At 60.2% G+C, this 20,673-nt stretch carries 22 protein-coding genes; 15 read left to right on the forward strand and 7 right to left on the reverse strand.

The features are described from left to right. Positions 1 to 110 precede the first annotated feature (110 nt). The 5 genes from H8B15_RS02470 (at position 111) to H8B15_RS02490 (ending at position 5,425) form a co-directional block, all read left to right on the forward strand. Positions 111 to 1,709: a protein adenylyltransferase SelO gene (locus H8B15_RS02470; protein WP_187318084.1), complete on the forward strand. Its 1,599-nt coding sequence runs from the start codon at positions 111 to 113 to the stop codon at positions 1,707 to 1,709. Positions 1,710 to 2,308: 599 nt separating this feature from the next. Next, complete coding sequence (locus H8B15_RS02475; RefSeq protein ID WP_187318085.1) at positions 2,309 to 3,109, forward strand: HipA family kinase; 801 nt, start codon at positions 2,309 to 2,311, stop codon at positions 3,107 to 3,109. Continuing rightward, positions 3,087 to 3,473, forward strand: a complete 387-nt coding sequence (locus H8B15_RS02480; protein WP_187318086.1) for a DUF3037 domain-containing protein — start codon at positions 3,087 to 3,089, stop codon at positions 3,471 to 3,473. Before H8B15_RS02475 ends, H8B15_RS02480 begins: the two co-directional genes overlap by 23 nt. 36 nt (positions 3,474 to 3,509) lie before the next feature. Then, positions 3,510 to 4,085, forward strand: a complete 576-nt coding sequence (locus H8B15_RS02485) for a DUF416 family protein (protein ID WP_187318087.1) — start codon at positions 3,510 to 3,512, stop codon at positions 4,083 to 4,085. 20 nt (positions 4,086 to 4,105) lie between these two features. After that, complete coding sequence (locus H8B15_RS02490) at positions 4,106 to 5,425, forward strand: leucine-rich repeat-containing protein kinase family protein (RefSeq protein WP_187318088.1); 1,320 nt, start codon at positions 4,106 to 4,108, stop codon at positions 5,423 to 5,425. Positions 5,426 to 5,637: 212 nt separating this feature from the next. On the opposite strand, the gene H8B15_RS02495 is transcribed toward H8B15_RS02490, so the two are convergent. Next, positions 5,638 to 6,342, reverse strand: coding sequence for an SGNH/GDSL hydrolase family protein (locus H8B15_RS02495; protein ID WP_187318089.1), 705 nt, complete (start codon positions 6,340 to 6,342; stop codon positions 5,638 to 5,640). Positions 6,343 to 6,591: 249 nt separating this feature from the next. Here H8B15_RS02495 and H8B15_RS02500 point away from each other — a divergent pair, with 249 nt between their 5' ends. From H8B15_RS02500 to msrB, 3 genes are all read left to right on the forward strand, one after another. After that, positions 6,592 to 7,581: an ABC transporter ATP-binding protein gene (locus tag H8B15_RS02500; RefSeq protein WP_187318090.1), complete on the forward strand. Its 990-nt coding sequence runs from the start codon at positions 6,592 to 6,594 to the stop codon at positions 7,579 to 7,581. A 106-nt stretch (positions 7,582 to 7,687) separates the two neighbouring features. Further along, the gene (locus tag H8B15_RS02505; protein ID WP_187318091.1) at positions 7,688 to 7,828 is read left to right on the forward strand and encodes a hypothetical protein; all 141 of its coding nucleotides are present in this window, start codon (positions 7,688 to 7,690) and stop codon (positions 7,826 to 7,828) included. 13 nt (positions 7,829 to 7,841) lie between these two features. Further along, positions 7,842 to 8,351, forward strand: coding sequence for a peptide-methionine (R)-S-oxide reductase MsrB (gene msrB, locus H8B15_RS02510; RefSeq protein WP_187318092.1), 510 nt, complete (start codon positions 7,842 to 7,844; stop codon positions 8,349 to 8,351). Here the strand turns inward: msrB and H8B15_RS02515 are convergent. Further along, entirely contained in the window at positions 8,299 to 8,826 is a 528-nt protein-coding gene (locus H8B15_RS02515) for a DUF421 domain-containing protein (protein WP_187318093.1), read from the reverse strand. The genes msrB and H8B15_RS02515 overlap by 53 nt on opposite strands. A gap of 250 nt (positions 8,827 to 9,076) precedes the next feature. Between H8B15_RS02515 and H8B15_RS02520 the strand changes: the two genes are divergently transcribed. Next, entirely contained in the window at positions 9,077 to 9,790 is a 714-nt protein-coding gene (locus tag H8B15_RS02520; RefSeq protein ID WP_187318094.1) for a GAF domain-containing protein, read from the forward strand. Positions 9,791 to 9,794: 4 nt separating this feature from the next. Here the strand turns inward: H8B15_RS02520 and H8B15_RS02525 are convergent, their stop codons facing one another. Beyond that, a complete protein-coding gene (locus tag H8B15_RS02525) occupies positions 9,795 to 10,355 on the reverse strand; it encodes an O-acetyl-ADP-ribose deacetylase (protein WP_187318095.1) in 561 nt (186 codons plus the stop codon). 157 nt (positions 10,356 to 10,512) lie between these two features. Between H8B15_RS02525 and H8B15_RS02530 the strand changes: the two genes are divergently transcribed. From H8B15_RS02530 to H8B15_RS02555, 6 genes are all read left to right on the forward strand, one after another. Continuing rightward, positions 10,513 to 10,788, forward strand: coding sequence for a 2TM domain-containing protein (locus tag H8B15_RS02530; protein ID WP_187318096.1), 276 nt, complete (start codon positions 10,513 to 10,515; stop codon positions 10,786 to 10,788). Positions 10,789 to 11,030: 242 nt separating this feature from the next. Next, a complete protein-coding gene (locus H8B15_RS02535) occupies positions 11,031 to 11,495 on the forward strand; it encodes an ATP-dependent zinc protease family protein (protein ID WP_187318097.1) in 465 nt (154 codons plus the stop codon). 71 nt (positions 11,496 to 11,566) lie between these two features. Further along, entirely contained in the window at positions 11,567 to 12,499 is a 933-nt protein-coding gene (rimK, locus tag H8B15_RS02540) for a 30S ribosomal protein S6--L-glutamate ligase (protein WP_187318098.1), read from the forward strand. Positions 12,500 to 12,608: 109 nt separating this feature from the next. Next, on the forward strand, positions 12,609 to 13,592 hold the full coding sequence (locus H8B15_RS02545) for a succinylglutamate desuccinylase/aspartoacylase family protein (RefSeq protein WP_246455294.1): 984 nt from the start codon (positions 12,609 to 12,611) through the stop codon (positions 13,590 to 13,592). Positions 13,593 to 13,831: 239 nt separating this feature from the next. Further along, positions 13,832 to 14,479 (forward strand): OmpH/Skp family outer membrane protein, encoded by a 648-nt coding sequence (locus H8B15_RS02550; RefSeq protein ID WP_187318099.1) that lies wholly within the window; start codon positions 13,832 to 13,834, stop codon positions 14,477 to 14,479. 181 nt (positions 14,480 to 14,660) lie between these two features. Beyond that, positions 14,661 to 15,059: a hypothetical protein gene (locus H8B15_RS02555; RefSeq protein ID WP_187318100.1), complete on the forward strand. Its 399-nt coding sequence runs from the start codon at positions 14,661 to 14,663 to the stop codon at positions 15,057 to 15,059. 181 nt (positions 15,060 to 15,240) lie between these two features. On the opposite strand, the gene H8B15_RS02560 is transcribed toward H8B15_RS02555, so the two are convergent. The 4 genes from H8B15_RS02560 to H8B15_RS02575 form a co-directional block, all read right to left on the reverse strand. After that, entirely contained in the window at positions 15,241 to 16,257 is a 1,017-nt protein-coding gene (locus H8B15_RS02560) for a LacI family DNA-binding transcriptional regulator (protein WP_187318101.1), read from the reverse strand. Between the two features lie 183 nt (positions 16,258 to 16,440). Continuing rightward, positions 16,441 to 17,487 (reverse strand): DUF6807 domain-containing protein, encoded by a 1,047-nt coding sequence (locus H8B15_RS02565; RefSeq protein WP_187318102.1) that lies wholly within the window; start codon positions 17,485 to 17,487, stop codon positions 16,441 to 16,443. Between the two features lie 215 nt (positions 17,488 to 17,702). Further along, positions 17,703 to 19,058, reverse strand: coding sequence for a Gfo/Idh/MocA family protein (locus tag H8B15_RS02570; protein ID WP_187318103.1), 1,356 nt, complete (start codon positions 19,056 to 19,058; stop codon positions 17,703 to 17,705). A 38-nt stretch (positions 19,059 to 19,096) separates the two neighbouring features. Continuing rightward, positions 19,097 to 20,476 carry a 3-keto-disaccharide hydrolase gene (locus H8B15_RS02575; RefSeq protein WP_246455295.1) on the reverse strand — a complete coding sequence of 460 codons (1,380 nt, stop codon included), beginning with the start codon at positions 20,474 to 20,476 and terminating at the stop codon, positions 19,097 to 19,099. Positions 20,477 to 20,673 lie beyond the last annotated feature (197 nt).

Below are 20,673 nucleotides of genomic sequence, written 5' to 3' on the forward strand. Positions count from 1 at the left end.
CATCAGCACGCGAGATGCTTCGACAAGCGGACGTCAGATCAAGCAGGACGTTCTGGTTGCTTTGTTGCCAACCAGCAACTCCCTACCTCGTTCGCCTCGCCTTGTATACTATGTCTCATTCCACTGTTTCCGTCGATCAAGCCTCGTTCCGCAACTCCTTTGCCGAGGAGCTGCGCGGCGATACTACCGGCGAATTAAGCCCACGCCAGGTGCCCGGCTACCATTACTCGCACGCCGCGCCTACCCCCGTGCGCGACCCGCACCTGCTGGCCTGGTCCGAGGAGCTGGCCGATTTTCTGGGCCTGACGCGCCCATCCGAGCGCGGCCCCGCCGTGGACGCGCTGGCCGGCAACCGCCTGGCACCCGGCATGCAGCCCGTAGCGGCACGCTACGGCGGGCACCAGTTTGGCAGCTGGGCCGGGCAGCTCGGCGACGGCCGCGCCATCTCCCTGGGCGAGCTGATGGCCTTGGATGGCACCAGCTGGGAAGTGCAGCTGAAAGGCGCCGGCCCCACGCCCTACTCGCGCCGCGCCGACGGGCGGGCGGTATTGCGTTCCTCGGTGCGCGAGTTTCTGTGCAGCGAGGCCATGTACCACCTGGGCGTGCCCACCACGCGGGCGCTCAGCCTGGTAGGCACCGGCGACGAGGTAGTGCGCGACATGTTCTACTCCGGCAACCCCCTACCCGAGCCGGGCGCCATTGTGGCGCGGGTAGCGCCGTCGTTCGTACGATTTGGGAGCTTCCAGATCCTCACGGCTACCGGCGAAATCGACAACCTGCGCGAGCTGGCCGACTACGTAATCCGGCACCACTACCCCGAACTGGGCGCACCCTCGCCCGAGGTATACCTGCGCTGGTTTGCGGAAATATGCCGGCGCACGGCCGTAATGGTGGCGCACTGGCAAACCGTGGGCTTCGTGCACGGCGTGATGAACACCGACAACATGTCTATTCTGGGCCTCACCATCGACTACGGCCCCTACGGCTGGCTGGAACCCTACGACCCCGACTGGACCCCCAACACCACCGATTTCGGGCAGCGCCGCTATGCCTTTGGGCAGCAGCCGCGCGTGGCCCTCTGGAACCTGATGATGCTGGCCCAGGCCCTGGTGCCCCTGGTAGACAGCCCCGACGACCTAACGCCCGCGCTCAACAGCTACGCCGGCACCTACACCAGCACCTACCGCACCCAGCTGTTCCGCAAGCTCGGCCTCACGCCCCACCCCGACGACCTACCGCTCCTGTCGGCCCTACCCGACGCCCTTACCGCCGCTGAGGCCGATATGACATTGTTTTTCCGCGGGCTCTCCTATGTGGCGCCTATGCTGCTGGAAAACAGTAGTATGGAAGAACAAGCCATACGGGATTTGTTGGAAGCTGCCACCTACACCGCCCCCGGCAGCCCCGCCCACGAGCCCTTGCACCAGTGGCTGGGGCAATACGTAGCGCGCCTGCGCCAGGAAACGGCCGCGCCCGCCGCCATCCGCGAGCAGATGCTACAAGTCAACCCCAAATACGTGCTGCGCAACTACCTCGTCCAGCAAGCCATCGAAGCCGCCGAAACCGGCGACTTGTCGTTGCTGAACACCTTACAGCACGTGCTGCGCACGCCCTACGACGAACACCCCGAGCACGAGGCCCTGGCGGCCAAGCGCCCCGAGTGGGCCAGCACCAAGCCTGGCAGCGCCACCCTCTCGTGCAGCTCGTGAGGGTAGGAGGGTGTGGTGGTGGAAGGTTGCTAAAGAGAGAGTTCACAAAGCGTCTGTCATCCTGAGCCTGCGAAGGACCTTATCACATTGAACGACTTCCGAGCTTCCGCAGTCGCTCGGCTGTGCCGAGTGAGGCCTACGCCCAAGCAGCTCTGCTGCGCGCGTTTGCATCATGTTGAGGCGGCCTCGTTCAAGCGGCGCGGCCGGATTCGGGGCGCAGCCCCTCAGGCGTAGGCCTCACTCGGCGCAGCCGAGCGAGTGCGGAAGGGTAGGAGGGTAGGAAGAAGAGTAAAGGTAAAAAGTGTGTCATCCTGAGCTTGCGAAGGACCTTCTCACGTTGAGCGACTTCCGCATCATCCGCACTCCGCACTCGCTCGGCTGTGCCGAGTGAGCTCTATGCTCCAGCAGCTCTGCTGCGCGCGTCTGCGGCACGTTGAAACAGTCTCAAGCAAGCGGCACTGCCGGAGCGCCGCTCACAACTCATGCTTCACTGCACGATGGCGCGGGGCACAGCCCCGCGCCATCGGTGCGTCCGTAGCTCAGCAAAAAGCTCTACGCTTGCAAGCGTTGCCCGATAAATTCCGAACTATGCACCTATAATGGAAAGCAAACCCGAACTGCGCACCGTGGAGGTGACGCGCTACGTGACGCCGCTGCGCGAGGGCGGCTCCCTACCCGCGCTGGTAGAGGCCGACGACGGCTTCCTGTATGTGCTCAAGTTTCGGGGCGCGGGGCAGGGCCTGAAAGCCTTAATTGCCGAACTGATAGTAGGCGAGCTGGCCCGCACGCTGGGCCTTCGCGTGCCGGAGCTGGTGTTCTGCCAGCTCGACGAAGCCTTTGGCCGCACCGAGCCCGACGAGGAAATACAAGACCTGTTGCGCTTCAGCACGGGCCAGAACCTGGGCCTGCACTACCTGTCCGGCGCCGTCACCTTCGACCCGCTGGTGAACCAGGTGGCGCCGCGGTTGGCTTCGCAGATCGTGTGGCTCGATGCTCTCACGCTGAACGTAGACCGCACCGCCCGCAACACCAATATGCTGATGTGGCACCAGGAGCTGTGGCTGATCGACCACGGCGCCGCCCTCTACGTGCACCACACCGGCCCCGACTGGGCCCAGCCCGGCCGCCAGCGCACCTTTGCGCAGGTGAAAGACCATGTGCTCCTACCCCAGGCCAGCGAGCTAACGGCCGTAGATGCCGAGTACCGTGCCCTACTCACGCCCGAGCGCATCCGCCAGCTGGTAGCCCTGGTGCCTGAAGAATGGCTTTTAGCCGATGCCTCCACCACCGCCTCGCCCGCCGAGCAGCGCGACAACTACGTCCGGTTCCTGACTGCCCGTCTGGCCGCATCCGAAACCTTTGTGCAGGAAGCCAACCATGCCCGACAAGCACTTATTTGAGTACGCCGTGCTGCGCGTGGTGCCCCGCGTGGAGCGCGAGGAGTTTCTGAACGTGGGCGTGATTCTGTATTGCGCCTCCCAAGGCTTCCTGCAAGTGCGTTTTACGGTGCCCGAAGCCCGACTGCACGCCTTCGCTGGCCAACCTCTTGACCTGGCCGACCTGCACGCCCGCCTGCACGCCTTCGAGCGCATCTGCGCCGGCCGCCGTACGGGTGGCCCCATCGGGCAGCTGCCGGTGGCCTCGCGCTTCCGCTGGCTCACGGCCATGCGCAGTACCATCGTGCAAACCTCCGCCGTGCACCCTGGGCTGTGCGCTGACCCCGGCGCGGCGCTGGATCGGCTGTTTGAGCAGTTGGTGGGGTAGAGGGTGAGAAGCTACGCAGATAAAATATCCAGCACAATGTTTCAATCTCTTGACCGGCAGCAATGCGCCTTACTAGCCGCTACTGTATGCGAAAAGCTGTACCCCAGTTATGCATGGTTCACTGAAATCGAGAACTGGGGCGATGTTACTATTTATCAGGCAAGCGTAGAGTTATTATACGGGGCGGCAGCCACTCCTTCTGCCTTCGTTAGTGAAGCGCAGCAGATGCTCACTGCTTTTGAACAGGTTTTTCCGGACCTTGATGACTTCGAGAGCCTTGCTGCCAGCTTCGGCTTCGATGCGAGTTGCGCTTTAGATTCTGCACTAAACTTTTTGATATCGGGTGGTAAAGCGCATATACAAAACTGCGTGCAGTTTGCCTTCGATACGCTTGATATGTATGTGCAGGAAATAGAGGGCCTTGATCCAAATCGGGCTGATTTAAAAGAGATTATTGAGAACAATGAGTACGTGGTACAGGAGAGAAAACGCCAGCAAGAATTATTGATGCTGCTTGACTCTATTGCTGTGCTAACACCTGAAGTTGTTGCGCAACTGAGGTGTCGACAACTAACTGATTCACCGATTATAGAGATAGAACGGTTGTCTTAATAAGCGGTAGAATATTCACCATGCACACCCTCGACCAACTCCGCGCCGGCCAGCTCACCGGCCTCCAGCGCCTCGACCTCTCCTGCGGCCTCACCGAGTTTCCCCGCGAAATCTTCGACCTGGCCGACTCGCTGGAAATCCTGAATCTGTCGGGCAACCGGCTTTCCTCCCTACCCCCCGACCTGAGTAGGCTGCACAAGCTGCGCGTGCTCTTCTGCTCCGACAACCAGTTCACCACCGTGCCGGAGGTGCTGGGCCAACTGCCCCACCTGAGTATGGTGGGTTTCAAGGCCAACCAGATCCGGACGCTGCCCGCGGCGGCCATACCCCCCCGGCTGCGCTGGCTGATCCTGACGGACAACCAACTGGCAGCTGTGCCACCAGAGCTGGGCAACTGCCGGGAGCTGCAAAAACTGATGCTGGCCGGCAATCAACTCACCGAGCTGCCCGAGACGATGGCCGCCTGCATCAACCTGGAGCTGCTGCGCATTGCCGCCAACCGCTTCGCGGCCCTACCCGCGTGGCTGCTGGCGCTGCCCCGGCTGAGCTGGCTGGCCTACGCCGGCAACCCCTTCTGCGACGAGATAGAGGCCCGCGTGGTGGACCGGCATTCCATCCGCAGCATCGAGTGGCAAGATTTGACGATACAGCAGCAACTGGGTGAGGGTGCTTCGGGCGTGATCTACCGCGGCGAGTGGGAGCGAGAAGCCGGGTCGGCGCAGCCGGTGGCCGTGAAGCTCTTTAAAGGCGCCGTGACCAGCGACGGACTGCCGCACAGCGAAATGTCGGCGTGCATCAGCGCCGGCCAGCATCCCAACCTGATTGCCGTGGAAGGCAAGATCAGCCACCACCCCGCCCAGGCCGAAGGGCTGGTGCTGGAGTTGATCGACCCCGCCTTCGGCAACCTGGCCGGCCCGCCCAGCCTGGCCTCCTGCACCCGCGACGTGTATGCGCCCGGCACCACGTTCAGCCTACCCGCTGCCCTGCGCCTGGCCCACGGCATCGCCTCTGCCACGGCCCACCTGCACGCCCAGGGCATCCTGCACGGCGACTTGTACGCGCATAATATATTGAACACCACTACCGGCGAGTGCCTGCTCGGCGACTTTGGCGCCGCCTGCTTCTTCGACGCCGGCACGCCCACAGCACAGCCTTTGCAGCAGCTGGAAGCGCGGGCGTTTGGTTGCCTGTTGGAAGAGTTGCTGGCGCATTGCGAGGCCCCCGCCCCCGCGGCGACGGTAGAAGTTCTCGTAGCCTTGCAGCAGCGGTGCGTGCAGCCAGAGGTTTCGACCCGGCCGCTATTCGCGGAAATAGCGCAAGTGCTGGCCGGGTTGCAGTAGAAACGTACGCCTGCCGGTCCGACGCCGTAGGCGTCCGACCGGTTGCCGCCTGCTGCCGTTGCACGAACGGCGTAAGGACATGGTAGACACGCCAGTCCGTGCGGCTCGGCTGTCAGCAACGACAACCGGTCGGACGCCTACGGCGTCGGACCGGCAGGCGACGACAGACGCTTGGTGCGGAAGTCCTGGATAAGTAACCCACGTTTAGGTTCTTACTTACTCTTCTGCTTGAGCGCCTTCGCCACGGCCTGGTTCAGCAGCGGCTCCATGAGGCGGTAGCCGGCGAGGGTAGGGTGCACGCCGTCGTTGGCATACTGGGCGGGTAGGCCCAGGCGCTCGTCGGCGAGGGCCTTATGGTAGTCGAGGTACACAAAATTGTGCTGCTGGGCGTAGGCTTTGATCTGCTCATTGAGGGCCACAATCTTGGGGCCGGGCGCGAGGCCCTTGCGCCACGGAAACTCGGAGGCCGGCAGCACCGAGCACAGCACCACCTTCACGCCGTGGGCCTGCGCCAGCTCCGCCATCGACTTGATGTTGTTCATCGTAGCCTCTTGATCGTAGGGGCCGGTGTTTTCGGCCACATCGTTGGTGCCCGATAGAATAGCTACCACGGCAGGGCGCAGGTTTAGCACATCTTGCCGGAAGCGTAGCAGCATTTGCGGGGAGGTCTGCCCACTGATGCCGCGGCCAACGTACTCGTAGGGCCGGCCGACAAAAAAGGCCGAATCGGCGCGGGGCCAGGCGTCGGTGATGGAGTTGCCCATCAGCACCACGCGGGGCGTGCCCGTGCTGGGGGCCTTCAGCTGCTGGTTGGCGGGCGCGTAGCGCTTTAGATTGGCCCAATCGGTGTTTTGCTGCGCGAGCAGAGGAGTGGTGAATAGGCTGAACGCCAGCGCCAGCAGGGGTAGGGTTTTCATGAGGGCAGGGAAAAAGGGTAGGGTGAGGCCTGAAGGTAGCAAATGTGCAAAGGACACGCGGAGCGCTACGGACGTTGCCCGCGCGTGGTGCTGGTGCCTGCCCCAATGGTCCAAACAAAAGCCAGTGGCCTCAACTTGTGCCGAAGTCCTGGAGAAGTGAGTACTTCGGGCCAGAAACCACGCAACGCACCCGCCGCTGCATAGCCCAGGGCTTCAGCCCTGGGAGAGAGTAGGGTAGTATTTTTATCAATGAGCTTACTGACTGTATCCGACATTCGGCTGGAAGAACAAGGCAACCTCGCGTTGCAGAACATCAGCTTCACGCAGCAACGCTTCCAGAAACTGGCCGTGGCCGGCGAAACGGGCTCCGGCAAAAGCACGCTGCTGCAAACCATTGCCGGGCTGGTGCAGCCCAGCGCGGGCACCGTGGTGTTTGAGGGGAGCCGGGTGCGCGGCCCCGCCGAAAAGCTGATTCCCGGCCAGGCCGGCATTGCCTACCTCTCGCAGCAGTTCGAGCTGCCGCAGTTTTTGCGGGTAGAGCAGGTGTTGCGCTACGCCAACAAGCTCCGGGGCACCGCCACCGCCGATTTGTACGAGGTATGCCGCATCAACCACCTCATGCACCGCCGCACCGACCACCTCTCCGGCGGCGAGCGGCAGCGCATTGCCCTGGCCCGCCTGCTGCTGACTGCCCCGCGTCTGCTCCTGCTCGACGAGCCCTACTCCAACCTCGACCGCGTGCACAAGCAGATCCTCAAAGACGTGGTGCGCGACCTGGGCGAGCAGCTAAGCATCACCTGCACCCTCGTCTCCCACGACCCGCTGGACACGCTTTCCTGGGCCGATGAGCTGCTGGTGCTGCGAGCAGGGCAACTGGTGCAGCAAGGCCCACCCGTGCACGTGTATCATCAACCCGCCAACGAGTACACTGCCGCCCTGTTCGGCGACTACCATCTGCTGGCCGGCCCGGCAGCCCGCGCCCTCACCAAAGCCGCCGGCCGCCGGCTGCCAAAGGGAAAACAACTGTTGCTGCGCCCCGAGCAGGTACAGCTGGCGCCCGCCACTGCTGAAAGTGCTGTGGCAGCCACCGTGCAGGCCGTACGGTTTTTCGGCAGCTACTACGAAACAGAAGTGGAGCTGCTGGGCAGCCGCTTCACGGCCAAAAGTAGCATGCCCCCCGCTGCGCCAGGAGATGCGGTAGCGGTTTCCTACCCTGGCCCGCAGATGTGGTTTCTGTAGTTGATAGCGCCGCGCTGCGCCTACCCCGGCAAATCGAACTATCTGCCGGGGTAGCTACGTATGGGAAGAATAGCTTGCCATCTTCCCTCTTCTTCCCGCACCGCGCATGAATCTTCCTGGCCTAAAGATGCGGCGCCGCACCGGCGGTGCCCCCCAAGAACCCGACAACTACAGCAAATGGGGCTGGTACGCCATGGCGGTCCTCGCCCTGGCTTGGATTATCTACAACCTGTTTTTTGACAAATAGCCACCGCGGGCTGATGCTGCGCTGGCTTGATGTGGTCACCTTCGCTCGGTACGGCAACCCCGAGCCGCCCCGCCGGGTAGAGAAATCGGCGGCGGAGTGGGCGCAAGAGTTGTCGCCCGAGCAGTTTCGGGTGCTACGGGAGCAGGCCACTGAGTCGCCCTACCGCAACGCCTACTGCCGCCTCTATGAGCCCGGCGAGTATGTGTGCGCCGGGTGCGGTAGCTTGCTGTTTAGCGCTGCCACCAAGTACCACGCTATTTCGGGGTGGCCCAGTTTCACGCAGCCGGCCCACAAAAACGCCATCCGCTACCACTTCGACCACAGTCACCACATGCAGCGCGTGGAGGTACGTTGCAACGTGTGCCGGGGGCACCTGGGCCACGTCTTTCCCGATGGCCCTGCGCCCGGTGGGCTGCGCTACTGCATCAACTCGGCTAGCCTGCGGCTGGTGGCGCCGGAGCAGGAAGAGATTAAGTCAGTGGCTCTTCCGGGGGCGGGTTCTGCTCCTCTTCAAAGCGAATGATGCTGATGCGTCCCGAGGGCTCCATGTAGGCTTCTTTAATGCTGGATACGTCTGTCAGGCCGTTGGTGCGTAGCTCGCTCATCAACTCGCTACGGGTTATGAGCTCCTTGCGCATGTTGTCTTTTTGCAGCTGCCCATTGCGAATCAGCAGGAGCTTATCAGGCTTTATCAGGCGCTGAAAAACAGGATAATGAAAGCCCAGCCAGTTCAGGAAATAGCTCCAAAAGATGATGACGCCGACCAGCAGCACGCCCTCCGTTACGGAGCGGTACTCGCCGGCCATGCCGTTTTGGGCGGCGTCGGCAATCATCACCACAAACAGCATGTCGGTGATGCCCAGCGTGCCGGATTCGCGCTTCAGTACCACGCGCAGCAGCAAAAACAGCCCCAGATAAATAAGCGTACCCCGCACCACAATTTCGAGTAGGGGCGTGTTGGGCACAAAGATGGCATGCCAGTCTACTTGATCAAACATAGCGTGGTAGAGTGAGTGATATACGCTTGCTGTGGTGCCGCGTACCGTAAGGGTAGGGCGCTATACGTAAACAAAAGCTCAGCAGAACTTTATCAACGAAACAAAGCTCGCAGATGCAAAGAAAACCACAGCAAGAGGAAGGGTAAGGCACGCGTAAGCTCAACTTTAATCAGTACTTTTGAAGGTGAAAACCAGACAAGGCCTATAGCAATACTCTAGTTTTCGCTACAGGCCTTGTCCTCCCATTCTTATGTTTGTTCCCTGCGTTCTACGCTCCGCCGACGAAGCGCACCGTTTGCAAGCCCTTCGTCCGTATCAGCTAGTGACTTCCTTATCAGAACCACTATTTGACGAGCTGGTGCGCCTGTCGGCGGCGTTGTTTAGCGTACCTATTGCCATTATTGCTTTGGTGGAGGAAAGCACCGTGCAGTTCCGGCTGAATGTGGGCTTGCCCGCGGGTACGCAACAGGAGCAGCGGGCCGAGAGTCTATGCTCTATTGCCATTACGCAGGAGCATACTACCGTTTTTGAGAACCTACAGACTAATCCTTGTACGCTGGCGCAACCGGGGTTTGTGCAGCAGCTGAACCTGCAATTTTACGCGGGGCACCCGCTGATTACGCCCACGGGCTACCCTATTGGGGTGCTCTGCGTGATTGACCACCAGCCGCGCCCGTTTGCGGCCGAGGAGCAGCAGTTGCTGAGTCGTCTGGCCGATCTGACCATGCGTATGCTAGACCTGCGCGTGCAGGCGCTGGCAGAGCCACTGCTGTCTTCTTTGTGGGATCAGCTCTACAATCAGATTGAAGATTCTGTGACGCGTATTGGTACACTCGCTTCCTTGCTACAGTGGGAGGAAAGCGCCGAAACAGATGGGGCGCGCGCCTACCGGCAGTCGGTGCGGGAAGAAATTAGCCGGGTGTTGGATGCGATGCAGGCGCAGTTGCTGGCCGTAGCCTGCTAACAACTTACTTCAACAATTCCTGCTCGTACACCCAGCGTGCCTCCTCGTCGTAGGCCACAAAAACCACGGTGGCCGGCAGTTCGTTTCCTTTCAAAAATGCCTGCACCTCGCGCACGGCAATGCGGGCCGCATCGGCCTTGGGGTAGCCGTAGATGCCGGTGCTGATGCCCGGAAACGCCACGCTGGTAAGTTGATTCTCGGCGGCCAGGCGCAGGCTGTTGCGGTAGCAGTTGGCCAGTAGCTCAGCTTCGCCTTTGGTGCCACCATTCCATACCGGCCCTACCGTGTGAATCACGTAGCTGGCTGGCAGCGCGCCACCCGTTGTAAGCACGGCCTCGCCGGTAGGGCAGCCGCCCTGCCGCGCCTTAATCTGGCGGCATTCTTCCAGAATAGCTGGCCCACCGGCCCGATGGATGGCCCCATCCACGCCGCCCCCACCCAGCAGGGAAGAGTTGGCGGCATTCACAATGGCGTCGGTATCCACCCGCGTGATGTCGCCCTGATAGAGCAGGATGCGGCCGAAGGTTTGGGCGTCGGGGCGCCAGTTAGCAGCAGTAATAGCCATAGCAGCAAGCGTAAGGTAGGGTAGGATGGCAGTGCCATTCATCCCTGTTGTAAGACGGTTCGGCCCAAAAAGTTGTTGGTTGGGTAATAAAGAATTGTGCTAGGGTAGGCCGTGGGCTATCTTTCCTGCACTGTTTCACCACGTTATCTTCTCTGTCATGGAACCCATCAACCGCGACCCCCAACTCTGGCGCCAGGCCAAAGCCCGTGCCCGCTTCAAAGCCAGTTTGTTTACGTACTTCTGGGTGAATGCCCTCCTCTGGACCATTTGGGTCCTCACGGGGCGCGGGGCCTACCCCGTGCCGTGGCCACTGTGGGCTACCTTCTTCTGGGGCATCGCGCTGCTGGCAAACGGCGCCAGCGTCTACGGCTGGTGGGGCCAGGGCCAGCAAGCCGAGCGCGAGTACGAGCGGCTGCTTCGGGAGAAGAGGTGAAAGGTGAGATGGTGAGATGGTGAGATGGTGAAGTTGTGAGTGGTGAGTGGTGAGTGAAAAAAGGCGCGTGTCATCCTGAGCGCAGTGAAGGACCTTCTCACGGTAGAACGACAGACGTACCAACGACTCGTTCAACTGACGTAGGATCCTTCGCAAGCTCAGGATGACGCGCGCTTTTTTTCACTCACCACTCACCATTTCACCACTCACAATTTCACCTTCGACCCCTTACCTTCGCGGTGATGAAAAAAATGCGAATTCCGAAGCGGGTGATAGGGCGGCGGGAGCTGGTCGATTTTCCGGCGTTTGGGCTGCAAGGCATAGAGGCTAAAGTAGATACCGGCGCGTACACGGGCGCCATTCACTGCTCCGACATCCACGAGGAGCGCCGCGCCGATGGGCAAATTGTGCTGCGCGTGCTGCTACTTGATCCGTCACACCTTAACTTTGACGGCCGGCCGTTGGAATTTACCACATTCTCGCGGCGCGACATCCGCAGCTCGAATGGCGATGTGCAGGAGCGTTACGTAGTAGCAATGGTTATCCGCCTGTTCGGGGAGGATTTTGCCACCGAGTTTTCGCTTTCCGACCGTTCCGATATGAAGTATCCCGTTCTCATTGGCCGTGCACTGCTGTGGCAGGGACGCTTCGTGGTGGACGTAGGGCGGCGCAACGTTTCTTACAAGGCCATGCACAACGCTTCCTAACAGCCGGCCCGTCTCCTATAGTCGTTTTTTGTAATTACTACCCCCGTCGACCGCCCAATCCTTTGTCACCGATGAAATTTGCGATTCTATCGCGCGAGCCGAAATTATATTCCACCCAGCGCCTGGTAGAGGCCGCCCAGCAGCGCGGCCACGAGGTGGTGGTGCTGGACCATTTGCAGTGCAACCTGGTGCTGGAAAAGGGGACGCCGGGTATTATCTACGAGGGCGAGCGACTGCATGATATTCAAGCCGTTATTCCGCGCATCGGGGCCTCGGTTACGTTCTACGGCACGGCCGTGGTGCGGCAGTTTGAGATGATGAAGGTATCGACGGCCGTGAGCAGCCAAGCCATTGTGCGCTCCCGCGACAAGCTGCGCTCGGTGCAGATTCTGAGCCGGGCGGGAATTGGGATGCCCAAAACGGCCTTCACCAACTTCTCTGCCGATGTGCCGACTATGATTGAACATGTGGGCGGCGCCCCCGTGATTATCAAGCTGCTGGAAGGTACGCAGGGGTTGGGCGTGGTACTGGCCGAGTCGGCCAAAGCGGCGCAATCGGTGATTGAGGCGTTTCACAACCTGAAAGCGCGCATCATTGTACAGGAGTTCATTGCCGAAAGTAAAGGCGCCGATCTGCGGGCCTTTGTGGTGAATGGCGAGGTAGTAGGCGCCATGAAGCGCCAGGGCAAAGAGGGCGAGTTCCGTTCCAATCTGCACCGCGGCGGCACCGGCAAGCTGGTGAAACTGAGTCGGGCCGAGAAGGCCGCGGCGCTGGCCGCGGCCAAAGCGCTGGGCCTGGGCATTGCCGGGGTAGATATGCTGCAAAGCAAGCGCGGCCCGTTGGTGCTGGAAGTCAACTCCTCACCGGGTCTGGAGGGCATCGAGAAAGCCACCGGCCTCGACATAGCCGGTAAAATTATTGCCTACACCGAAGACCTAGTGAAAAAGCGCAAGAAGGCCGAAACTACCAAGAAGCGCAAAGCCACCGAAACCGACGAAGGGTAGGGGAGTAGCGGCAGCTTAAAAGCAGTTAGAACGAACTCCCCTCCTTGTTTTAAGGAGGGGAGTTCGTTCTATTTTCAACTCAATAGTTAACACTCAATACATCCAGTACTTGCAGCTAAACGGCCTCACCATTCAGCCCGGCGAGCGGATCATGACCCGCTTGGTTATCTCGCGCCTACCCTCCGGCACCATCATCGACGTGCCGGTGCACGTGTTCCGGTCGCGGGAGCCGGGGCCGACGGTGCTGCTAATGGCCGGCATGCACGGCGACGAGGTAAACGGCGTAGAAACCGTCCGCCGCCTGATTCAGCAGGATTTGCTGTGGCCGTTGCGGGGCACCATCATCGCCATTCCGCTGCTTAACATCTACGGGTTTCTGAACTTCTCGCGTGAGGTACCCGATGGCAAGGACGTCAACCGCTCGTTTCCGGGCAACCCGCGCGGCTCGTTGGCCAGCCGGGTAGCGCACCGCTTCATGCGCGAAATCATGCCGCTGGTAGACTACGGCATTGATTTCCACACGGGAGGCGCTTCGCGCAGCAACCACCCGCAAGTGCGTTGCCTGCTCGACCACGAGCCCAGCGCCGCGCTGGCCCGCACGTTTGCGGCCCCTTTCACGCTGCACGCCAAGCTGCGGCGGGGCTCCCTGCGCGAAGCGGCGTTTGGTCTCGGCAAGTCCATTATTGTGTACGAAACCGGTGAGTCGTTGCGCTTCGATGAGGCGGGCATTGAGCTGGCTGTGGCCGGTACCTACCGCGTGCTGCACCACCTGGGCATGGTAGCGGAGGCCAGGCCCGCCACACAGCCCAGCATCGAGTGCTGGCGCGGGCGCTGGCTGCGGGCGCGCTTTGCGGGACTATTTCGCAGCCAGGTGCGCAAGGGCGACTACATCGAGCAGGGCCAGGTCTACGGCATCATCACCGACCCCTACGGCGAAATGGCCGTGCGCCTGGAGTCGCCGGTGAGTGGCTACGTGGTAGGGCTCAACCACATGCCCGTCGTCAACCAGGGCGACGCGCTCCTGCACATCGGTCTGACGGAACCGGCTCCTGGCCCCACCGAGGATGCAGGTGCCCCGGCCCCGGCTGTATGAATGGTACTTAGTGGTTAACATCTGTCATCCTGAGCGGAGTGAAGGACCTTCTCACGCGAGAACGACTGACATAACAACGTCCTGTTCTAGTGTGAGAAGGTCCTTCGCAAGCTCAGGATGACAGTCTTCTGCGACTGACAGTTACCAACTACCAACTCACAGCTAAAATAACCCGCGGTTTTTCTGTTTCTTTGTTCCGCCCGTAACGGGCTGATCTACCTATTCTCCTTTTTCTGCGAATGAATAAGTCCTCTCAACTCATTGTCAACGTCGTTTTGGCTCTGGCCGTCGCCGTGCTGTTTTACCTGCACTACTCCTCCCGCCCCACCGCTGCCCCAGCCGCCGCTACCCCCAAGGTGGCCATAGCGGCCGATTCCACTGCCGAGGTGGCCGTGGATGAGGTAGCCACCGTGGCTAGTGCTGATACCAACAAAGTGGCCTACGTAGAATCAAACAAATTGCTGGAAGGCTATAAAGGGATGCAGGTAGCCCGCAAGAGCTTCGAGGCCAAGGCCAAAGGCTGGCAGGCGCAAAACGATGCGCTGGTGCGCAACTTCCAGGCCGCCGTGCAGAAGTATCAGCAAACCGCCCAGTCGCTGACCAACGAGCAGCGTGCCGCCACCGAGCAGAGCCTGCAGCAGCAGGAAGCCCAGGCGGGCCAGAAGCAGCAGCAATTGCAGCAGCAGGCAGCCCAGGAAGAAGCCAAAATGACCAAAACCGTGCTCGACCGCGTGGAGAAGCAAATCGAGAAGTATGGCAAAGAGCACGGCTACCGCATGATCCTGATTTCCTCACCGGGCGGCGCCATTGCCTACGCCCGAAAGGAGCTGGATATTACGGCCCCTGTGCTGAAGTACCTCAACGACGAGTACAGCGCCAAGAAATAACTCAGGCGCTTCCTTTCAAATCTAAAAGCCCGGCCGCGTGCCGGGCTTTTTTTGTGGCCGGTGGGTAGCTGGATAATTTATCTGTGCAGGCCGATTAAACCTTTGGGGGGTGGCAGGCGTCTAATCAGTATATCATCAACTAAAAGGCAGTAAGTCCCTGACAAGCTGCTCTCTACATACTATGAAAAAATTTCTGAAAATACCCGCCTTACTTCTCCTTTTTGCCGCTGGCAGCTTGCTGAGCGGCTGCGTAGCCTCGGGTGGCGTGGGCTACGGCGACGTTGGCCCGTATTATGGTGCTGGCCCGTACTACGGTGCCGGTCCGTACTATGGTAGGGCGTATCCCTACTATGGCCGCCCGTACGGCTACCGTCCGTATGCCCGGCCCTACTACCGCAACCACACAACTGTGATAGTGCAGCCCACTCCGCGCCGTGCGCCGCGGGGGGTAGTACGGCAAAACTACGTACGTCCCAACACCACGTACCGCAACACGCCCCGGCCTTCGTACCGCGGCAACAACGTGCAGGGCCAGAGCCGTGGGCCAGTACAGGGTGGCAGCCGCGGCCGGGTGCGCTAAGCAGCTCCCCACAACATGCAAAGCCCCGGACAACAGCTGTTGTCCGGGGCTTTGCATGTTGTGAAACCGCAGGGGCTATACATGGCTGTAGAGACGCATCCTTTCGTCTTGTCGTCCGCGTCGCCGGGGTCGTTCGACCGTAGAGACGCAAGGATGCACCTCTACGGTTGTGGCTAGCTACCTATAAAACCGCCGTGGAGCGGCGCTTGATGAGTTTCGATTTCAGCTCCTGGCTCTGAGTAGGTAGGATTGGGCGATTCTTGAGGATTGCTTTGAACAGAATGCGCGCCGCTTCCCTACCCATTTCGTACGCAGGTTGGGCAATGGTGGTGAGGGGCGGGTCGAGCAGATCAGCAATTTCCAGATTGGAAAAGCTGATGATCTTCACGTCTTCCGGAATGCGGCGGCCCAACTGCCGGCACGCCAGGTAGCTGCTCATGGCCAGCGTTTCGACGGAGGCAAAGATGCCGTCGATAGCCGGATTTTGCTGCAGCAGCTCCTGCACTAAGGTTTGATTACGGTCTTTATCGGAGGTACCGTGCAGCAGCAGGGTAGGGTCGGGCGTGAAGCCGTGGGCCTGTAGGGCGTCGTGGTAGCCTTGCAGCCGCTTTTGCCCAATGGAGAGGCGGTCGGAGATAAGCAGGTGGGCAATGTGGCGGCAGCCGGCCTCCAGCAAATGCTGAGTGGCCTGGTAGCCGCTTTGGTAGTCGTCGGTGGTGATTTTGGCGGTAGCAAACTCCTCGCACACCCGGTCGAAAAACACCATGGGCGTGCGCCGGGCCTGTAGCTTGCCGAAGTGGGTGAAATCCTGCGTGGCACCCGCCACAGAGGCCAGTAGCCCATCCACCCGGCCGCTGGCAAGGTGTTGCACAATGGTGGCCTCCTGCGCGGCATCGTCGTGGGTGAGGTAGATCAGCACGTGGTAGTCGTTTTCGCGGGCTACCTCCTCAATGCCATTGATAGCCAATGAGAAAAAGTTGTTGGCTACTTCCGGAATCACCACGCCAATAGTTTTGCTTTTCTGCCGGCGCAGGCTGCTGGCGTAGGGGTTGGGCTCGTAGCCCAGTTGCCGGGCCAGCTCCTGCACCTTGGCTTTGGTGGTCGCGCTTATCTCGTAGCTGTCGCTCAATGCCCTGGAAACGGTGGATACCGACAGGTTCAGTTCCTGAGCAAGTTGTTTGAGATTGACGGGGTTCATCCCGAAAAATAGCCATTATTTGCGTTTCTGCTTGAAATGACTGTGCTGCGAAGAGCTCTGTGGGAGGACAACACCTACTTCTTGCTCCTGAGCAGTACCACGCAAAAAGCCCGGCCAGTTGGCCGGGCTTTGCAATGGGGGTAGGGCGTTGCCGGGGAAGAAGCCGACGGCCTACCGACAAGCCTATTTAGTTGCGGCCACGCGCTTCTTGGCAAAGCTGGCAGCTGATTCCTCCACTTGTGCCGGTGCCAGCACCTTCGTGCCGTTGCTGATAACGACGCGGTAGCGGAAGCTCACCGACTCGCCTTTTTTAAGCTGTAGGTTTTTAGCCGATTTCCCTTCCGTAAATACCTTCTCGCCCAAAGGGTTGGCAGCAAACAAGCCATAGCCGCGGGCGTGCCAGAAGGTAGGGTAGTTTGGGTTGGCCGGGTGGTCGATGATGGCGACGCTGACGGAGTCGGTGCCCATTTTGCCGTAGGCCATGCACCAGGCGGCGCGGGTGCTCCAGGCGTCGTTGCCGCGCTTGCCGGCGCTGGTGAGGTAGGTGCCGTTGGCTACCTTATCGGTGCCACCCTTCACCACCGTCACGTTGCCTTTATCGTCAGTGAACTTTTGATCTTTCGTCTCCGGGATTTGCAGGGCGTGAGCCAGGCGCAAGCCCAGCATGCCGTCTTTGGCATCGGTGAAGGTGACGGTGGTATTCGCCTTCAGGATAGTATAGCGGTCGATGATGCGCTGTTGGGCAGTGCCGCTGAATTCCAGGCGGGTGGTTTCCTCCAGGAGCACGTCGCGTTGCTGGTTGGTCCAGTTGGCGTGGTAGGCGAGCGTGCCGGTAGGGCCGTTAGTGGTTTCTAGAATCTTATCCGTCCGAATCCAACCGTAACCCGCCTTTTTCTCGGCCGGAATGGCGTAGGAGTTGTTCCAGAAATCCAGGCCGTTCACGTTCTCGAAGTTGAACCACAGACCCAGGTGGTGGGGGTGGTCGGTAGGGTCGTCGGGTTGGGGCGCCACGGGAAAGCCGCGGGTAACTACTGTGCCATTGGCCGCACGCAAGGGGTAGAGCACGGGCTTCTCCAGCGTATCGGGGTAGAGGAAGCTGGTAAAGAGCTGCTTGCCCACAAACACATCGATTTTGTGGGCCTTCGGGTCTTTGGCCAGTCGTACAGGTTGCGCCTGCTGCGCGTGTGCGCTGAAGCCGCTGAGCAAGAGTAGGTAGAGGATCTTCTTCATACAAATCTGGGCAAGCAATGCTAGGGCTTCGCGGCCGAGCTTCCTCTCCACAAAAGAAAGACTATAGCTAACCTGAGTTGCGGAGCAGCCGCGTAGCGGCGGAAGGTTTGTAGAAAAAAGCATTTCCGGACTGCCGCGCCGCGTAGCGGTGCAAGAAACGCCTTTTCTTGCACCGCTACGCGGCTGCTCCGCAACTCAGGTTAGGTAGGAGCTTATCAAATGGTAAACACCTTGCCGCCTACCATCACTTCCTGCGTTTTTTCGTCGAAAGTGGCTTTCAGGCCGGTGTGGCTGGCGGCGGTGGTCATGATGTTGGCAATGGAGTGGCTGTAGCCGGCCTCCACGGGCGCGTTGGTTTCCTTGCGGCTGCGAATGCACTCCATCCAGTTGCGCACGTGGTTGGAGGTCAGCACGTCGCCGCCGGTATTGGCCGAAGCCACCGCCGCTTCGGTGTTCGACAGGCTGAACTCCTGCAACAGGTTAGGCTGCATGTGCATGGCTTCGGCGTGGCGCTTGGTGAGGCCACCGCTAGGCGACACCTTGTTGGTAATCAGGTTTAACTCGCCACCGTTGGAGTAATAAATTTCGGCCGGGCGCTCGTCGCCGTTGTGCATGCGCGAGGCAAACACCACCTGAAAGCCCTGCGACGGGTCGTTCTCCGGGCCATAGTCGAACACCGACGTGATGGTGTCCCAGTTGCGGCGGCCGTCTTTCCACATATAAATACCACCGTTGGCCACCACGCTGCGCGGGTGCTTCAGGCCCGTAAACCAGTGCACGGTGTCAATCTGGTGCGACATCCACTGACCCGGCAGGCCCGAGGAGTAGGGCCAGAACAAGCGGTACTCCAGGTACTTGCGCGGGTCGTAGGCTTCCATCGGGCGGTTCATCAGGTAGCGCTTCCAGTCAATGTCTTCCTGGCGCAGCTCGCTCACCAACTCTGGCCGACGCCATCGGCCCGGCTGATTCACGTTCCAGCTCAGCTCTACCATCGTGATGGGCCCAAACTTACCCGACTTGATGTACTGCTCGGCGGCTTTGTAATTGGCGCCACTGCGGCGTTGCGAACCTATTTGGATAATCTGCTTCGAAGCCTTCACGGCCTTCAGGGCCGCGCGGTTGTCAGCCATGGTTTCGGCAAAGGGCTTTTCCACGTAGGCGTCGCAGCCGGCCTTCACCGCCTCAATGGTGTGCAGGGCGTGCTGAAAATCGGCCGTGCCAATGAACACCGCGTCGATGCCCTTGCTAGCGTACATTTCCTCATTGTTGCGGTAGGCCGCCACGTTATGGCCCATTTTCTCTTTCCACATGGCAGCTCCTTCCTCGCGGCGGCGCTTCCAGATATCGGATACGCCTACCAAGTCGAAGTTCAACTCTTTGTAGTGGTTCAAAAAACAGGGCATGTGGGTGTTGCGGTGGCGGTCGGAAAAGCCGACCACGCCTACCCGCACCCGGTCGTTGGCACCAATAATGCGTTTGTAGCTGCTGGCCGACCACGCCACCTGCGGCAGCATGGCACCGGCACCGGCCACGGCTAATTGTTGAAGAAAAACACGACGGGGAGTAGACATAGTAGTTTGTATTTAGCTGTTCGGGGGTGGGGCAGGGACTATTTCAGTTCTTTTATCTTGATGCTGCGGAAAGAAACGCGGTTGCCGTGGTCTTGCAATAGCAGGTGACCTTTTGGCGCTTCCCCGAAGTTAGGCCACACCTTGTATTTGCTGATGGCTACCAAATCTTTAAAGTCTTTGGAGCCACGCTCGTACTCCAGTACCTTCGAGCCATTGAGGTAGTGCTCCACGTGGTTGTTGGGGTAGACCACCACGCGGCCCACGTTCCACTCGCCAATAGGATGGATAAAGCGCGGCGACTTATCGGCCTTAATCAGGTCGTAGAGCGAGGCTAGGGTGCGGTTGCCGTCGCGCCCAAGCTTGGCGTCGGGGTGCAGCTCGTCGTCGAGCACCTGGTATTCCAAGCCAATAGCCGAGCCTTTCGTTTTCTCGTCCAGGGTCACGAAGTACTTCACGCCGCTGTTGGCGCCGGGCGTCAGCTTGAACTCAAACGACAGGTCGAAGGCGCCGTACTGGTTGTCGCTCACAATGTCGCCGCCGTTGGCTGCCTCCTTGCCTTCCGACGACAGCACCGTCATGGTACCGTCCGTCACCTGCCAGCCCTGGGTCGGGAAGGCGCCACCCTTGGCGCTATGCCAGCCCTTGTTGGTTTTGCCGTCGAACAGCAGCTTCCAGCCGCCTTTCTTTTCGCTAGCTGTGAGTGCGTTGGGCTCAAAGTTTACCACGTACACATCAGCCGGGAAAGGGGTAGGCTGCAAGTTGGTGGTCTTGATTTTGATATCCTTGAAGTAGATTTTCTTGCCCTCCTGTGCTTTGTCGCTGATGCCATGCACTTGCAGGCCAATAAAGCCCTTGGGGTCCAGCGGGTCTACCACGTAGGCCACGGGCACGTTGTTGAGCCACGTTTTCGTCTCGTTGCCGATGCACTCAATTTTGAGGTGGTTGTACTGCCCGGCCTTGTAGGCCGTTTTGGCCTCGGGGTGCAGGTCCAGAGGGTAGAGCCACTGCCGGCGCGCCTCGTCGTAGATGCCACCCGACCAGCTCCGCGCCGAGGGGTCTATTTCCACCTGCCGGCCATACACCTTGCCCTTCTGCTGGGGCGAGTCGAAGTGGCTGCGGGTTTGCACGCCGGAGTTGCCCTCAGTGCTTTCCATTTTGATATCGAGTTCCAGCACAAAGTCGCCGTACTCTTTCTCCGTCACCAGAAACGTGTTGCCGGAGTTCATCACGGTGGTGCCCACAATGGCGCCGTTTTCCACCTTGTAGTCGGCGGTACCGGCCAGTTTCTTCCAGCCCTTCAGCGTTTTGCCGTCGAACAGGTTTTGCCAGGCGTCGGCGGGCGAGGGTGCCGGCGGTTGGTGGAAGGCTGTTAGGCAGAAGGTAGTGGCGCAGGCGGTCAGAAAGGTCGTTGGTTTCAAGGAATAGGGGATAAGGTGGTACAGAGTCGTTGTTGGGGGGGGAGTAAGCTACTCTTTTTTAGAAGCATAGCTCGGCTGCTGAGGCTTCTCGCCGACGAATAGAAACACTGGTTTCCCAATAGTTGCTCGGTAGCCCAGCGCATACCGAGGTGTTGGGTGCTCATCGAATGCCTACCACTGTCTAGCTTACTGCATTG

This window comes from Hymenobacter citatus (genome assembly GCF_014333615.1).
GTDB classification, from domain to species: Bacteria; Bacteroidota; Bacteroidia; order Cytophagales; family Hymenobacteraceae; genus Hymenobacter; species Hymenobacter citatus.

Coding starts and splice junctions, on each gene's coding strand:
- H8B15_RS02470 (WP_187318084.1), top strand. CDS start 111: ATGTCTCATTCCACTGTTTCCGTCGATCAAGCCTCGTTCCGCAACTCC.
- H8B15_RS02475 (WP_187318085.1), top strand. CDS start 2,309: ATGGAAAGCAAACCCGAACTGCGCACCGTGGAGGTGACGCGCTACGTG.
- H8B15_RS02480 (WP_187318086.1), top strand. CDS start 3,087: ATGCCCGACAAGCACTTATTTGAGTACGCCGTGCTGCGCGTGGTGCCC.
- H8B15_RS02485 (WP_187318087.1), top strand. CDS start 3,510: ATGTTTCAATCTCTTGACCGGCAGCAATGCGCCTTACTAGCCGCTACT.
- H8B15_RS02490 (WP_187318088.1), top strand. CDS start 4,106: ATGCACACCCTCGACCAACTCCGCGCCGGCCAGCTCACCGGCCTCCAG.
- H8B15_RS02495 (WP_187318089.1), bottom strand. CDS start 6,342: ATGAAAACCCTACCCCTGCTGGCGCTGGCGTTCAGCCTATTCACCACT.
- H8B15_RS02500 (WP_187318090.1), top strand. CDS start 6,592: ATGAGCTTACTGACTGTATCCGACATTCGGCTGGAAGAACAAGGCAAC.
- H8B15_RS02505 (WP_187318091.1), top strand. CDS start 7,688: ATGAATCTTCCTGGCCTAAAGATGCGGCGCCGCACCGGCGGTGCCCCC.
- msrB (WP_187318092.1), top strand. CDS start 7,842: ATGCTGCGCTGGCTTGATGTGGTCACCTTCGCTCGGTACGGCAACCCC.
- H8B15_RS02515 (WP_187318093.1), bottom strand. CDS start 8,826: ATGTTTGATCAAGTAGACTGGCATGCCATCTTTGTGCCCAACACGCCC.
- H8B15_RS02520 (WP_187318094.1), top strand. CDS start 9,077: ATGTTTGTTCCCTGCGTTCTACGCTCCGCCGACGAAGCGCACCGTTTG.
- H8B15_RS02525 (WP_187318095.1), bottom strand. CDS start 10,355: ATGGCTATTACTGCTGCTAACTGGCGCCCCGACGCCCAAACCTTCGGC.
- H8B15_RS02530 (WP_187318096.1), top strand. CDS start 10,513: ATGGAACCCATCAACCGCGACCCCCAACTCTGGCGCCAGGCCAAAGCC.
- H8B15_RS02535 (WP_187318097.1), top strand. CDS start 11,031: ATGAAAAAAATGCGAATTCCGAAGCGGGTGATAGGGCGGCGGGAGCTG.
- rimK (WP_187318098.1), top strand. CDS start 11,567: ATGAAATTTGCGATTCTATCGCGCGAGCCGAAATTATATTCCACCCAG.
- H8B15_RS02550 (WP_187318099.1), top strand. CDS start 13,832: ATGAATAAGTCCTCTCAACTCATTGTCAACGTCGTTTTGGCTCTGGCC.
- H8B15_RS02555 (WP_187318100.1), top strand. CDS start 14,661: ATGAAAAAATTTCTGAAAATACCCGCCTTACTTCTCCTTTTTGCCGCT.
- H8B15_RS02560 (WP_187318101.1), bottom strand. CDS start 16,257: ATGAACCCCGTCAATCTCAAACAACTTGCTCAGGAACTGAACCTGTCG.
- H8B15_RS02565 (WP_187318102.1), bottom strand. CDS start 17,487: ATGAAGAAGATCCTCTACCTACTCTTGCTCAGCGGCTTCAGCGCACAC.
- H8B15_RS02570 (WP_187318103.1), bottom strand. CDS start 19,058: ATGTCTACTCCCCGTCGTGTTTTTCTTCAACAATTAGCCGTGGCCGGT.